Here is a 12,059-nt window from a genome sequence, read left to right as displayed (position 1 = left end):
GCTTGAGGAATGTTCATGGAGCTAATAAATAAAAACTTGGTTGAGTTAACTCAACTGACACCGGAAAAAAATGATTGGGAAGAGACAGACTCAATGCGAGTCCACGACCAAGCATTTTCCAGGCAGGTATCTACTACCTTTAAAAAAATGGGTGAAACCGATGAGCAATTTAAACAAGCCATTAATGCCTTGAGCAACTCACCAGCATTTTCCAGTAACCCAGAGGCACTATTACAGCTGCAAAATTACCTTGGAGAATACAGCAATTACGTTTCATTAATCAGCACGCTGGCGCGTAAAGGCGTTAGCACAATAGAAACGCTGGAAAAAGCACAATGATGTTTTGTAAATCCGCAAAACTGCTGCTAACCACATTACTCGCCATGTTACTCATGGCGTGTAGTGAGGCCCACCTGCTTGAAAATTTGACGCAGCAACAAGCAAATCAGGTATTGGCTGTTTTACAGCAATACGATATTGCTGCCCAAAAGCAAGGCGGTGGGAAAGGCGGCTACACGGTCACAATTAACCGGGCTGAGACCAATGCGGCATTATCAATTATCAATCTCTACCAGTTGCCATGGCCAGGTGATGTACAAATTGGACAGGCATTCCCAGAGAGTGCCCTGGTCGCATCTCCCAATGCAGAGCAGGCCAGGGTCATATCACTGCAAGAGCAACGCCTCGAACAGTCATTACGCATTATTAGCCAGGTGGTAAATGCGAAAGTCCACATCAGTTATCCGTTATTCAGTAATGATGCCGCCAATCGTTTTACCTCCGATCATGTCGGCGTGATCATTACTCACAAGGGAAACATTGATGAAAGCATGTTTATCTCTCAGGTAAAGTCACTCATAAAAAACAGCCTCAGTAATATTCGCTACGAAAACATTTCTGTAGTGCTTTTTGCTGTACCCGCCATTCAATACGTTCCTCCCACTAAAGTGCGTTCCGTCGAGTTCACGGTTTGGCAAGGCGCGCTGATACTGGTTCTACTCATCGTGCTAATGACAGGAATATATTTCATCGCGATGATGATGCGCCGTTCGCATCCCCATGAAGCGGTAACAGCAATGGCACATGATAAGGAGCCACCGGCATGAATCTATGTCATGAGCAGCTCTTTCATATTCTGTACCACCCCGTCGCTTACGCCCACCCCTCTCATCTACCGGAGGCCTGGCGCCCAAAAGAGCGCGCCAGTCAGCCATTACTGAATTACTGGCTTTATCAGCGCTACCAGCTTACCGCCCCCCCTGAAACCTGGGATGCATCATGCACGTCGGCGGCAGTAATGATAAAGCAGTGGCATCATATGCCTGATATTGCTCATTTATTAGGTGGTTATCTTCTCAAATCATCAATGTCAGATCTCAACCAGGCACTATTTTCCGATCCACAATTGCTGAGTTTTATTGCACTGCCACTGATTCACCATGTCGATCCCAGCCCACTAAAGCAAGGAGGATATACAACGCAGGCTTGCGGGGCGCGATTCATATTAAATCACTGCCATCCGATTCCACAGGCTCTGCAACAACGATTTATGCTGTTGTTCCCCATCGACATTGAACTCCCCAATATAGACGCACAACCTACGCCCGATCATATCAACTTATTAAACATGGCCACGAATTATGCGAACAGTTTCACTGGCAGAACTGCCTGAAGAGTGCCGCGATTCTGTACTCATTACGGCTAAAAACCGTAAACAACAATCCCGTTCCCACAATGCCATTGAGCATACGTTACACCGCTGCCATGAGATTCATGATGAACAAAAGCGGGCAGCCGACGAGATAAAAAAACAGAAAGAAAAGGAAGGATTTTCCACAGGTTTCAAGCTGTTCTTCACCACCATACTGTCCATGCTGAATGACTATGAAACGCTACAGCAGCAACGCTGGACAGAGCAACGCCAACATTTGCAGAAGGCGATGATTCAAACACTGCACGATCCAGTCATCATTGAATATCTAGTGACACAGTTAAACACGCATTGCGGCCATAGTGACGCGATGACGCTTATCTTACCCGAGGGTGTGGCTGTACCTGACATATCGCCACATTTGACGTGTTTAACCACGCATGAAAACCACATCACGCTGCAATGTGGCTCGCACGCATTACGCTTTCCTGCTGAAACACTTTGCCAGCAATGGATGGCACAGGCTGACAACGACACGCAGAGCTTCACGCAGCAACTGAATGGATTAACACCGGCAACGCTGAAAGAGATTATTGAGACACTGCAACAGGCTATATCACCCACCCCGTACACAGCTAAGGATAAAGATTGATGATATCTCCCACACATATTGAAGGAACAAATACTGTATCAAAGAGCATCCCCAGTTCAGGCGAGGATGACTTTGACGCACTGGTATTGCAGTACCTTACCGTTAATCATCCAAAGGACAATCTCAATATCATACTTAAAAAGCTGAAAGCGCTTGCGCCAAATACTCCATTAACGTTAGCGGCCCTGAGTAAAGCAATGAATGTAGCGCATGCAAAGATGCGCGAGGACTCCGCGCATGCGGAATACGCGAATACGGTTCTCTGCAAAAAAGCCATGCAATTGACAGGGACGAATATGTTTTACACCACAATGATGATTAATATGTTTTTCCCTACGTATGAGGAACATACAGTTATAGAAAAATTTTAACATACTCATTATGTTGATTCAGATACCATCAGAGAGTGACTAACGCCACCTTTATCAGGTGGCAAGGCGCGCCTGCTTAGCGTTGATTCGTCCATTCCGACGACTGAACTTCACCATCATGTTCAATCACAACCGAGTGCGCGGAGGTCATCGAATTTTTGGTTAAATACCACAACAGGTAAGCCATAATGATAAATACCACAACCAGCACCACATTCCTGAGGCGCATATTTTTTTTCTTAGGCCTGACACAAGGAGAAATCGCCAATGAATTGACGGGAATGGACGTCAGATTGATCAATGAGGTTCTGTCATAAACAAATTGTCCGCACGACGTGTCATACTGTGTCGTATAAAGCGTTTCTACTTCAGGGGGAACATTAAAAGCATCCTCGACCACGTCTGTCTCAGGCTCATCAAAAGAAGGCGTCACACCAAAACGGTATCCCAACTTAGGGATAGTCACGATGATTTGCTTATCTTTATCCTGCAAGTTACGCCGCAGTGCGCGGATCACCTGCGCAATGCTTTGCGACGTTACGTATCCCCCTTCCCACACACACGACAGGAAATCATCCTGTGATACAGGATGAGGATATCTTTCGCAAAGCAGGGCCAATACATCGGACTCCTTTTTCCTTAATTGATATAAGGTGTCACCACAGCTTAATGTCCTGAGCTTGGGGCTAAAAATGAAGCCAAGAAAGTAGATATTGCCATCATTCATTAAGCTAATGTTCATTCGCATATCCGCCTGATATTTTGTCTAACAAAGGAATCCACCATCAGGGAATTCTCACTACAAACCATGGTGGCAGTGATTACCTCTCCTCCTTAAATTTCTGCCACCAAGATACTCATCATCCATCCTTATGATAATCCACCATAAAAACGCACCTTGATTGTTTCATGCAGCAGCAAAATATTTTATAAAAAACTTGAAGTGAAATAATAAAAACGATGTTTTATTTTCTAATGCATTGTTTTTCATTAATGCATTGTCTTTTCTTAATGCAATGCATACATGATCATTGTAAATGCGCGGAATTAAAAACTGTTTAAAACTATTAATTACATTACATCCAATCGATAAGACAAATCATACCCACATAAAATCGGCATTTAATAACCAAGTGCAACTATTATTTTCAATTAAGACTTAAAAAGAAAAAATGTGACGCAGTTAAATATAAAACGGCATTCTACTGATGATTCACCCTCGAAGCAAGTTAATGTAATTAAATGATTTTAAACGTCTTTATTCAGAATAACAACGATTCATTAAAAGATAATCACACCATGACACGTTGACGAATTCCATTAGCAATCATTAAATAATAGTGCGTCAATAGCATTACTGGCCACGCTATTTCCAGATACTCAACGACCACATCAGCGCTTATAGAGATAAGTCACCAAAAAAAACACGTAGATATATTTACAATAATATTTTCCACGATCGACCATCACGCCTGGCTGCCAGCATATGTTATTTGGCTCTGAGAATAACACTGACGATATTTAGAACATTTCACGAAACCAATAAAAATAACAAAACACAATTTTAATATGGGTGTTATTCTATGGTATTGATGAGACATTGATATTATCCCTTTTTTTTCAATATATGATTCATTTATGATATAGCACTATAATCTTCCGTACAGGGTTACTCTTGCAAAAAACGATTCTTGCAAAACTTCCTTATCCGAGTCTGTAAATAATTTTGTGTAAATGGCTCCATTGCTTAACCGGAGATTCGTTCTCCATACATCAACATGAATTGGCTCATAGCAGGTTTCCAGTCTCTGATTGGCAAGGTCCATTTAGCAGAGATATTATTCAAGGCTAGATAGAGTAATTTTATCACCGAGTCATCCGTTGGAAATATTCGTCGCGTTTTCGTTATCTTGCGCAATGAAGCATTTAACGACTCTATCGCGTTGGTGGTGTAGATAACCTTGCGGATCTCCGGCGGAAAGTCAAAAATGACGATGAGACGTTCCCAATTATTTCTCCACGACGGGCTGATCGTCGGGAACTGCTCATCCCATTTGGCCGCGAAGGCATCCAGGGCCTCTTCAGCGCCCTCTAGCGTTGCGGAACTATAGATGGTGCGCAGGTCAGCAGCAACGGCCTTACGCTCTTTCCAGCCGACGTAGCGCAGCGAGTTCCGCACCTGATGCACAATGCAGAGCTGTACCCGCGTATGCGGGTAAACAGCTTCAATGGCATCAGGAAAGCCTTTCAGGCCATCGCAGCAGGCGACGAAGATGTCCTTTAGCCCACGATTTTTCAGTTCTGTCATCACAGATAACCAGAACTTGGCCCCCTCAGTTTTGGCTATCCATAGCCCCAGCAGCTCTTTTTCGCCCTGGCCGTTGACGCCGAGGGCCAGATAAACAGACTTGTTGGCCACGGCTCCGCCGTCCTGGCTTTTGACAACAATACAGTCAAGGTAAACAATGGGATAAAGCGCATCCAGCGGCCGTTGCTGCCAGCGCTTAACTTCATCCATCACAGCATTGGTCACTTGAGAAATGAAGCCAGCGGAAACATCGACCCCGTAGACTTCTTTAAAGTGTGCCTGAATATCACGGGTTGATAACCCTCTGGAATAGAGAGAAATAATGCGGTCATCGAAGCCGTTAAGCTGTTTTTCGTTCTTACCGATCAGTAAACTAGTTGCTGAATAGAGACTTGCATTTTTTGTCAGGCTATTGAGAATAAAAAGAGGTTTAACTTAGAGAATAAAGGTTTGAAATGATCAACAAAGAGCGGTTGTTACGAGATAATCGTTTATGTAAAGAAATCATTGGATTATCAGTCGAAGAATTGAAAAATTTAGCCGCTGAATTTTCAGCTTGTTATTTGATTTATCGGAAAAAGAATCGAAAAGATCACGAGCGGCAGATGGGTGCAGGGCAGAAAGGATTTATCCCAACCCCATTAGATAAACTGCTTTTTATTTTATTATATTTAAAATGTTATCCGACCTATGATTTGCAAGGACTTCTTTTTGGTTTAGAGGCTTTGTTGAATAATTTAACCGTTTGATTTACATCTTCTTTAGGTAGAATGCATGTACAGAGACTGTATTTTGTTAGAACGACAAATCAAGTAGTTAGCACAATAAAAAGCATTACGGCTGGAAAACTTAGTTGTTGGAGTGTTATAATAATTATGTAAATCAGCATGTTAAATTATTCAACAAAGCCTGGTTTAGATAGAACACGGGTATGTCGCTGGGTAAAAATATTATTGCCGGTTTTAGAGATGACCTTGGGGCGAGAATGTGTTTTGCCCGCTCGTCAAATTCGCTCTGCTGAGGAATTTTTTCGCGCCTTTCCTGGAGTTAAAGACGTCTTTATTGATGGGACAGAGCGACCTGTCCAAAAGCCTAAGAATCTGCGTCGGCGAAAGAAAATGTATTCGGGAAAGAAAAGACAGACCACTCGAAAAGCGCTTATTATGACTGACGAAACAAGGCAAATTGGATTTATCCCCATGAGCAAAAATGGGCGCCGTCACGATAAACGCTTTCTCGATAAAGTCGATATAATTCGCCATATTCCTCCTGAGGTAACCATCTGGGCAGATACCGGTTTTCAAGGTATAGCTAAACGACTTAATTTTGATTACATTATTTAAATGAGCTATTCAATTGATTTTAGACGTAAAGTGATATCTACACGGAAAAACGAAGGGTTGAGTATCCGAGAAACAGCGAAGCAATTTCGGATTGGCCCTGCCTCTGTATCGCGTTGGATTAATCAAATAGAGTCAAAAGCATCGACCACGCGTCAGCGAAAGATCGATAAATCCGAGTTGATAAAAGATGTTGAACAATATCCAGATGCTTACCAAAAAGAACGTGCAGAGCGTTTTGGCGTTTGTCAGAAGGCCATTTGGCAAGCGCTTAAAAAGCTGGGATTGACCTATAAAAAAAACTCTACGTCATCCGAAAGCCGACGAAAACGCCCGGCAGGGATTTCAACAAAAAAAACAACAGTATGAAAAAGAAGGTAAACCTATTGTTTTTATTGATGAAAGTGGTTTTTCACACGATGCCCCACGGACTCACGGCTATTCCCCAAAAGGTCAACGGTGTTTTGGCCTGAAGAACTGGGGAGCTAGGGGAAGAACAAATGTTATCGGCGCTTTATTAGGCACAACGCTGTTTGCTATCGGATTATTTGATATCAATATTAACAGCGATGTTTTCTATGCCTGGGTCACACAAGTCCTTATCCCAGGACTCCCTAAAAACAGTGTAATCATGATGGACAATGCCACTTTTCACAAAAAACATAATATTCAACAAGTCATCATCGATGCAGGGTATATGGGGCTTTGTTGAATAATTTAAGATACTGATTTATATAAGCATTATAAAATTTCAACGACTAATTTTTCCTCTCGGAATGCTTTTTATTGTGCTAACTATTTGATTTGTCGTTCTAACAAAATACATTCTCTGTAAATGCATTCTAACTAAAGAAGATGTAAATCAAACGGTTAAATTATTCAACAAAGCCGGTATATGGTGGAGTATTTGCCTACATATTCGCCAGATCTTAACCCAATTGAGCATAAATGGGCACAAGCAAAAAGCAAAAAAAGAGAGATGGGTTGCGATACAGAGAGTTTGTTCTCAGTCCATATGGTGTAATCAAAATTAAGTCGCTTGGCTATATAGAGAAACAGCATCCTAATACACAAATCCCAAAAAAAGGAACTCGAAAAAGACCTTTATCGCCTGAACAAAAACAAGAAAATAAAATAATCTCGGGCATCCGTATTACAGTTGAACACGCCATCGCGGGTATCAAGGAGTCTGTAAAGAATTTTGTGTAAATGGCTCCATTGCTTAACCGGAGATTCGTTCTCCATACATCAACATGAATTGGCTCATAGCAGGTTTCCAGTCTCTGATTGGCAAGGTCCATTTAGCAGAGATATTATGCAAGGCTAGATAGAGTAATTTTATCACCGAGTCATCCGTTGGAAATATTCGTCGCGTTTTCGTTATCTTGCGCAATGAAGCATTTAACGACTCTATCGCGTTGGTGGTGTAGATAACCTTGCGGATCTCCGGCGGAAAGTCAAAAATGACGATGAGACGTTCCCAATTATTTCTCCACGACGGGCTGATCGTCGGGAACTGTTCATCCCATTTGGCCGCGAAGGCATCCAGGGCCTCTTCAGCGCCCTCTAGCGTTGCGGAACTATAGATGGTGCGCAGGTCAGCAGCAACGGCCTTACGCTCTTTCCAGCCGACGTAGCGCAGCGAGTTCCGCACCTGATGCACAATGCAGAGCTGTACCCGCGTATGCGGGTAAACAGCTTCAATGGCATCAGGAAAGCCTTTCAGGCCATCGCAGCAGGCGACGAAGATGTCCTTTAGCCCACGATTTTTCAGTTCTGTCATCACAGATAACCAGAACTTGGCCCCCTCAGTTTTGGCTATCCATAGCCCCAGCAGCTCTTTTTCGCGCTGGCCGTTGACGCCGAGGGCCAGATAAACAGACTTGTTGGCCACGGCTCCGCCGTCCTGGCTTTTGACAACAATACAGTCAAGGTAAACAATGGGATAAAGCGCATCCAGCGGCCGTTGCTGCCAGCGCTTAACTTCATCCATCACAGCATTGGTCACTTGAGAAATGAAGCCAGCGGAAACATCGACCCCGTAGACTTCTTTAAAGTGTGCCTGAATATCACGGGTTGATAACCCTCTGGAATAGAGAGAAATAATGCGGTCATCGAAGCCGTTAAGCTGTTTTTCGTGCTTACCGATCAGTGTCGGCTCGAAGGTACTGTTGCGGTCGCGCGGAATATCGAGCTCGATCTCCCCATTTTGGCTACGTACGCTCTTGGATGTCTTGCCATTGCGTGAGTTGCCTGAATGATTACCAGCCGGGTCATGCTTAGCATACCCAAGGTGCATCTCCATCTCAGCTTCAAGAACCCGTTCCGCCAGTCTTTTAGTCAGCACCTTGAGTAGGCCTGATTCACCCAGCAGATCCTGAGGGGAGTGACAATCTTGAAGCAGTTGGTCAATAAGTTCGTTGCTGATAGGCATTTTGTTATCCTTTGAAGGTTTTCCTCAAAATGCCATTTACACAGATTATTTTACAGTCTCGTATCAAGCGCCTCGGTTGCATGACCCAAATTTTACGGAATCGTAGACCCTTTATTGATGATACCTTCTTACTCCTTAGCGCCGGTCTTTGGAATTTCCATCTCAGAACAGCGTAAAATTTACTTCAATCACCGAAACACCCTTATTTCACTATTAAGCAACACGCTTATTGTGTTGCCACGCAGCCCTGCGCCTGTTGGGCTCATCTTGCTTCAATGATATGCTTTGCCGTCCACGCAGCCGGTGAGAGAAAAGCATGACGCACCAAGACCACATTCGACACGCCTTATGGGAAATTGAACGCACGCTACGCTACAGAGTGTTTTGGCAATCCGCACCGCCGCAGGCCAGTGCGTTTACCAGCACAGAACCTTTCTGCATTGACACCATGAGTGCCGAACAATGGTTGCAATGGGTATTGCTGCCGCGCTTGCATGCCATGTTGGATGGCGGCGTTCCCTTGCCTTTGTCGCTCGCGATCGCTCCCTATTTTGAAGAGGCCCTGACCGGGGATATCAACGATATCGCGCCGCTGTTGGAACAATTGCGCGCGTTGGATGCGTTTTTTGTGCCTGCCGATGCGCAGGGAGAGCTGAATGCTTGAAATTCTGTACCAGAATGAGCACCTGATCGCCATTAACAAACCGGCTGGGTGGTTGCTTCACCGCAGCTGGCTGGATCGCAGAGAAAAAGTGGTGATCATGCAGACGCTTCGCGATCAGATTGGTCAGCATGTTTTCACGGTCCATCGTCTAGACCGACCAACGTCAGGCGTGCTGTTGTTGGGGCTTTCCAGCGACATAGCGCGCCTGCTTTCGCAGCAATTCGAGCAGCACCAGATTCAGAAAACCTACCATGCAGTAGTGCGTGGGTATCTTTCCGGTAGCGATACCATCGACTATGCGCTGACTGAAGAGCTGGACAAAGTGGCTGATAAGCTCGCCCAGCGCGATAAACAAACTCAGTCGGCCATCACTCACTACCGTTCTCTGGCGCAGGTGGAACAACCGGTGGCGGTGGGGCGCTATCCTACCGCCCGATACAGCCTGGTTGAACTGATGCCACAGACGGGGCGCAAACATCAGTTGCGCCGCCATATGGTGCATTTGCGGCATCCTATTTTGGGTGACTCAAAGCACGGCGATTTGCGTCAGAATCGCGCGATGGCTGCACATTTTGGTTGTGGGCGCTTGATGTTGCATGCCAGCCAACTAACGCTGTGCCATCCTGTAACAGGAGAGCCCTTGGTATTGCGTGCCGGGTTGGACATGGCCTGGATGCACGTAATGACGCAATTTGGCTGGCTAGGCAGTCTCCCTGATGTTGAAAGGGTTGAGTTTCCGCCTGACTCGGGGCAGGATAACGGCCTTTCCAGTACTGCCGAATAGCGTATACGGCGTTATCGGGCACGCAGCGATACATTACACTTGGAGTCATCATCATGGCGCAAATTGGTATTTTTGTTGGCACGGTTTATGGAAACGCATTGCTGGTTGCAGAAGAAGCGGAGAATCTGCTGAGTGAGCGCGGTCATCAGGTCAAGGTGTTTGACGATGCCGATCTGTCATCCTGGCTGGCGTATCGCGAGCAGTATGTGTTGGTGGTAACGTCAACCACCGGGCAAGGGGATCTGCCGGATTCCATCGCCCCGTTGTTTGCTGCACTGCGTGAAAAAGGTGGCCATCAGCCAGCGCTACGCTATGGCGTCATTGCTCTGGGCGACAGTAGCTACCCGCATTTTTGCGGCGCGGGCCAGCAGTTTGATGCGTTGTTGCAAGAGATGGGGGCTCAGCGTGTGGGAGATGTGCTCCATATTGACGCGACAGAATGCCCGGAGCCGGAAGTGCTTTCCTGTCCGTGGGTAGAGCAGTGGGCAGGATTGGTTGAAGCGGGTTAAGCACGTTGAATAACCGTGTGTAAAAAACGGAGCGATGATGCTCCGTTTTATCATGACGTTAGCTGCTCAGGGGATTAACGCCCTTTGGTCAGTTTCTCCAGATCGGATTCGATCTCATTAATCTTGTTCGCCACCACGCTTTCCAGATGACGCAAGTCATCAAGAATTTTACGTTTCAAATCGACTTCCACCTGATCGCGTTGGCAAATCTGGTCCAGTTCATCAATGACATAGCGCAGATTGGGGCTGATCTCATTGATCTCTTTAAAGCCTTGTCCGCTGTTATCCGCAACGATGGTTTTACGCTGACGCGGATATTTAAATTTTACGGTTTTGGCGAAAAACTCCCCTTTATCCTTACGAAAATAGATTTTCAGGATGTCGTTGCTGGCCTCCTGGCGCAGGCTATAGCGATCAATTTCATCGGGATGGGAGATACCCAGGCTTTTTAGATTGTCATACATGGCGCCACCTTTTGGGGAGTGATAAAGAAAAGGCGGGTAACACCCGCCTTGTTCAGTTTAGTCGATGGTGCGAAGCAGTTCATTGATACCCACTTTACCGCGGGTTTTCGCATCCACTTTTTTCACGATCACGGCGCAGTACAGGCTGTAGCTGCCATCTTTCGACGGCAGGTTGCCGGAAACAACGACGGAGCCTGCCGGTACGCGACCGTAATGCACTTCACCGGTTTCGCGATCGTAGATTTTAGTGCTTTGGCCGATAAACATGCCCATGGAGATAACCGCGCCTTCTTCCACGATCACGCCTTCTACCACTTCAGAGCGTGCACCGATAAAGCAGTTGTCTTCGATGATGGTCGGGTTAGCCTGCAACGGCTCCAGTACGCCACCGATGCCGACGCCGCCGGACAGGTGGACGTTTTTCCCGATCTGAGCGCAAGAGCCGACGGTCGCCCAGGTGTCAACCATAGTACCTTCGTCAACGTAAGCACCGATGTTGACATAAGATGGCATCAGCACCGTGTTGCGGGCGATAAATGCGCCCTGACGCACACTGGCCGGAGGCACTACGCGGAAACATTCACGTTGGAAGCGCGCTTCATCGTAACCGGCGAATTTCATCGGCACTTTGTCGTAGTAGCGGGTTTCCGTGCCTTCCATCAGTTGGTTGTCATTAATACGGAAAGAGAGCAGCACCGCTTTTTTCAACCATTGGTGCGTTACCCACTCGCCATTTATTTTTTCCGCCACGCGCAGTGCGCCGCTGTCCAATAAGCCAATAACCTGATTAACGGCTTCACGGGTTACGCTGTCCACGGAGGTCGGCGTAATGTCGGCACGGCGTTCAAAGGCGGTTTCGATAACGTTTTGTAATTGATGCAT

At 45.9% G+C, this 12,059-nt stretch carries 19 protein-coding genes and 1 pseudogene; 15 read left to right on the top strand and 5 right to left on the bottom strand.

Features of this window, described 5'->3' with window-relative positions:
- Positions 1 to 15 precede the first annotated feature (15 nt).
- From sctI to ACQGXV_RS19760, 5 genes are read left to right on the top strand one after another with little or no spacing between them, the layout of a single operon-like run.
- Entirely contained in the window at positions 16 to 339 is a 324-nt protein-coding gene (gene sctI / locus ACQGXV_RS19780; protein WP_440862857.1) for a type III secretion system inner rod subunit SctI, read from the top strand.
- On the top strand, positions 339 to 1,106 hold the full coding sequence (gene sctJ / locus ACQGXV_RS19775; protein WP_440867522.1) for a type III secretion system inner membrane ring lipoprotein SctJ: 768 nt from the start codon (positions 339 to 341) through the stop codon (positions 1,104 to 1,106). The genes sctI and sctJ overlap by 1 nt, the downstream gene beginning before the upstream one ends.
- Complete coding sequence (locus ACQGXV_RS19770; protein ID WP_440862856.1) at positions 1,103 to 1,672, top strand: hypothetical protein; 570 nt, start codon at positions 1,103 to 1,105, stop codon at positions 1,670 to 1,672. Before sctJ ends, ACQGXV_RS19770 begins: the two co-directional genes overlap by 4 nt.
- Complete coding sequence (locus ACQGXV_RS19765) at positions 1,641 to 2,303, top strand: hypothetical protein (RefSeq protein ID WP_440862855.1); 663 nt, start codon at positions 1,641 to 1,643, stop codon at positions 2,301 to 2,303. The genes ACQGXV_RS19770 and ACQGXV_RS19765 overlap by 32 nt, the downstream gene beginning before the upstream one ends.
- On the top strand, positions 2,300 to 2,674 hold the full coding sequence (locus ACQGXV_RS19760) for a hypothetical protein (protein ID WP_440862854.1): 375 nt from the start codon (positions 2,300 to 2,302) through the stop codon (positions 2,672 to 2,674). The genes ACQGXV_RS19765 and ACQGXV_RS19760 overlap by 4 nt, the downstream gene beginning before the upstream one ends.
- Positions 2,675 to 2,750: 76 nt before the next feature.
- Here the strand turns inward: ACQGXV_RS19760 and ACQGXV_RS19755 are convergent, their stop codons facing one another.
- Together ACQGXV_RS19755 and ACQGXV_RS19750 are read right to left on the bottom strand one after the other, a co-directional pair.
- Positions 2,751 to 3,401 carry a winged helix-turn-helix domain-containing protein gene (locus ACQGXV_RS19755; RefSeq protein ID WP_440862853.1) on the bottom strand — a complete coding sequence of 217 codons (651 nt, stop codon included), beginning with the start codon at positions 3,399 to 3,401 and terminating at the stop codon, positions 2,751 to 2,753.
- A 1,020-nt stretch (positions 3,402 to 4,421) separates the two neighbouring features.
- Positions 4,422 to 5,351, bottom strand: a pseudogene (locus ACQGXV_RS19750) (IS256 family transposase); the annotation flags it as partial.
- Positions 5,352 to 5,437: 86 nt separating this feature from the next.
- Here ACQGXV_RS19750 and ACQGXV_RS19745 point away from each other — a divergent pair.
- From ACQGXV_RS19745 to ACQGXV_RS19720, 6 genes are all read left to right on the top strand, one after another.
- On the top strand, positions 5,438 to 5,731 hold the full coding sequence (locus ACQGXV_RS19745) for a hypothetical protein (RefSeq protein ID WP_440862852.1): 294 nt from the start codon (positions 5,438 to 5,440) through the stop codon (positions 5,729 to 5,731).
- A 138-nt stretch (positions 5,732 to 5,869) separates the two neighbouring features.
- Positions 5,870 to 6,325 carry a transposase family protein gene (locus ACQGXV_RS19740; RefSeq protein WP_440862851.1) on the top strand — a complete coding sequence of 152 codons (456 nt, stop codon included), beginning with the start codon at positions 5,870 to 5,872 and terminating at the stop codon, positions 6,323 to 6,325.
- Positions 6,326 to 6,691 carry an IS630 transposase-related protein gene (locus tag ACQGXV_RS19735; RefSeq protein ID WP_440862584.1) on the top strand — a complete coding sequence of 122 codons (366 nt, stop codon included), beginning with the start codon at positions 6,326 to 6,328 and terminating at the stop codon, positions 6,689 to 6,691.
- Entirely contained in the window at positions 6,615 to 7,034 is a 420-nt protein-coding gene (locus ACQGXV_RS19730) for a transposase (RefSeq protein ID WP_440867521.1), read from the top strand. The genes ACQGXV_RS19735 and ACQGXV_RS19730 overlap by 77 nt, the downstream gene beginning before the upstream one ends.
- A 183-nt stretch (positions 7,035 to 7,217) precedes the next feature.
- A complete protein-coding gene (locus tag ACQGXV_RS19725; RefSeq protein WP_440862618.1) occupies positions 7,218 to 7,346 on the top strand; it encodes a transposase in 129 nt (42 codons plus the stop codon).
- Positions 7,307 to 7,531: a transposase family protein gene (locus tag ACQGXV_RS19720; protein WP_440862850.1), complete on the top strand. Its 225-nt coding sequence runs from the start codon at positions 7,307 to 7,309 to the stop codon at positions 7,529 to 7,531. Before ACQGXV_RS19725 ends, ACQGXV_RS19720 begins: the two co-directional genes overlap by 40 nt.
- Before the next feature lie 13 nt (positions 7,532 to 7,544).
- Here the strand turns inward: ACQGXV_RS19720 and ACQGXV_RS19715 are convergent, their stop codons facing one another.
- Positions 7,545 to 8,756 (bottom strand): IS256 family transposase, encoded by a 1,212-nt coding sequence (locus ACQGXV_RS19715; protein ID WP_440862783.1) that lies wholly within the window; start codon positions 8,754 to 8,756, stop codon positions 7,545 to 7,547.
- A gap of 29 nt (positions 8,757 to 8,785) precedes the next feature.
- Between ACQGXV_RS19715 and ACQGXV_RS19710 the strand changes: the two genes are divergently transcribed.
- The 4 genes from ACQGXV_RS19710 (at position 8,786) to ACQGXV_RS19695 (ending at position 10,713) form a co-directional block, all read left to right on the top strand.
- Positions 8,786 to 8,932: a hypothetical protein gene (locus tag ACQGXV_RS19710; RefSeq protein WP_440862849.1), complete on the top strand. Its 147-nt coding sequence runs from the start codon at positions 8,786 to 8,788 to the stop codon at positions 8,930 to 8,932.
- Positions 8,933 to 9,072: 140 nt separating this feature from the next.
- Positions 9,073 to 9,420 carry a YqcC family protein gene (locus ACQGXV_RS19705; RefSeq protein ID WP_440862848.1) on the top strand — a complete coding sequence of 116 codons (348 nt, stop codon included), beginning with the start codon at positions 9,073 to 9,075 and terminating at the stop codon, positions 9,418 to 9,420.
- Complete coding sequence (gene truC / locus ACQGXV_RS19700; protein ID WP_440862847.1) at positions 9,413 to 10,204, top strand: tRNA pseudouridine(65) synthase TruC; 792 nt, start codon at positions 9,413 to 9,415, stop codon at positions 10,202 to 10,204. Before ACQGXV_RS19705 ends, truC begins: the two co-directional genes overlap by 8 nt.
- Positions 10,205 to 10,257: 53 nt before the next feature.
- Positions 10,258 to 10,713: a flavodoxin gene (locus tag ACQGXV_RS19695; protein WP_440862846.1), complete on the top strand. Its 456-nt coding sequence runs from the start codon at positions 10,258 to 10,260 to the stop codon at positions 10,711 to 10,713.
- Between the two features lie 74 nt (positions 10,714 to 10,787).
- On the opposite strand, the gene ACQGXV_RS19690 is transcribed toward ACQGXV_RS19695, so the two are convergent.
- On the bottom strand, positions 10,788 to 11,177 hold the full coding sequence (locus ACQGXV_RS19690) for a DUF3461 family protein (RefSeq protein WP_440862845.1): 390 nt from the start codon (positions 11,175 to 11,177) through the stop codon (positions 10,788 to 10,790).
- 57 nt (positions 11,178 to 11,234) lie between these two features.
- The gene (dapD, locus tag ACQGXV_RS19685) at positions 11,235 to 12,059 is read right to left on the bottom strand and encodes a 2,3,4,5-tetrahydropyridine-2,6-dicarboxylate N-succinyltransferase (RefSeq protein ID WP_440862844.1); all 825 of its coding nucleotides are present in this window, start codon (positions 12,057 to 12,059) and stop codon (positions 11,235 to 11,237) included.

It is taken from the genome of Symbiopectobacterium purcellii (assembly GCF_052050035.1).
GTDB lineage: Bacteria > Pseudomonadota > Gammaproteobacteria > Enterobacterales > Enterobacteriaceae > Symbiopectobacterium > Symbiopectobacterium purcellii_A.
Note: the sequence above shows the minus strand (reverse complement) of the source record. Positions and strands in the feature narration are given on the sequence as shown.

What these genes read in the sequence shown, in the direction of transcription:
- sctI (WP_440862857.1), top strand. Translation starts at nt 16, where the DNA reads ATGGAGCTAATAAATAAAAACTTGGTTGAGTTAACTCAACTGACACCG.
- sctJ (WP_440867522.1), top strand. Translation starts at nt 339, where the DNA reads ATGTTTTGTAAATCCGCAAAACTGCTGCTAACCACATTACTCGCCATG.
- ACQGXV_RS19770 (WP_440862856.1), top strand. Translation starts at nt 1,103, where the DNA reads ATGAATCTATGTCATGAGCAGCTCTTTCATATTCTGTACCACCCCGTC.
- ACQGXV_RS19765 (WP_440862855.1), top strand. Translation starts at nt 1,641, where the DNA reads ATGCGAACAGTTTCACTGGCAGAACTGCCTGAAGAGTGCCGCGATTCT.
- ACQGXV_RS19755 (WP_440862853.1), bottom strand. Translation starts at nt 3,401, where the DNA reads ATGAATGATGGCAATATCTACTTTCTTGGCTTCATTTTTAGCCCCAAG.
- ACQGXV_RS19745 (WP_440862852.1), top strand. Translation starts at nt 5,438, where the DNA reads ATGATCAACAAAGAGCGGTTGTTACGAGATAATCGTTTATGTAAAGAA.
- ACQGXV_RS19740 (WP_440862851.1), top strand. Translation starts at nt 5,870, where the DNA reads ATGTTAAATTATTCAACAAAGCCTGGTTTAGATAGAACACGGGTATGT.
- ACQGXV_RS19735 (WP_440862584.1), top strand. Translation starts at nt 6,326, where the DNA reads ATGAGCTATTCAATTGATTTTAGACGTAAAGTGATATCTACACGGAAA.
- ACQGXV_RS19725 (WP_440862618.1), top strand. Translation starts at nt 7,218, where the DNA reads ATGGTGGAGTATTTGCCTACATATTCGCCAGATCTTAACCCAATTGAG.
- ACQGXV_RS19715 (WP_440862783.1), bottom strand. Translation starts at nt 8,756, where the DNA reads ATGCCTATCAGCAACGAACTTATTGACCAACTGCTTCAAGATTGTCAC.
- ACQGXV_RS19710 (WP_440862849.1), top strand. Translation starts at nt 8,786, where the DNA reads ATGCCATTTACACAGATTATTTTACAGTCTCGTATCAAGCGCCTCGGT.
- ACQGXV_RS19705 (WP_440862848.1), top strand. Translation starts at nt 9,073, where the DNA reads ATGACGCACCAAGACCACATTCGACACGCCTTATGGGAAATTGAACGC.
- truC (WP_440862847.1), top strand. Translation starts at nt 9,413, where the DNA reads ATGCTTGAAATTCTGTACCAGAATGAGCACCTGATCGCCATTAACAAA.
- ACQGXV_RS19695 (WP_440862846.1), top strand. Translation starts at nt 10,258, where the DNA reads ATGGCGCAAATTGGTATTTTTGTTGGCACGGTTTATGGAAACGCATTG.
- ACQGXV_RS19690 (WP_440862845.1), bottom strand. Translation starts at nt 11,177, where the DNA reads ATGTATGACAATCTAAAAAGCCTGGGTATCTCCCATCCCGATGAAATT.
- dapD (WP_440862844.1), bottom strand. Translation starts at nt 12,059, where the DNA reads ATGCATCAATTACAAAACGTTATCGAAACCGCCTTTGAACGCCGTGCC.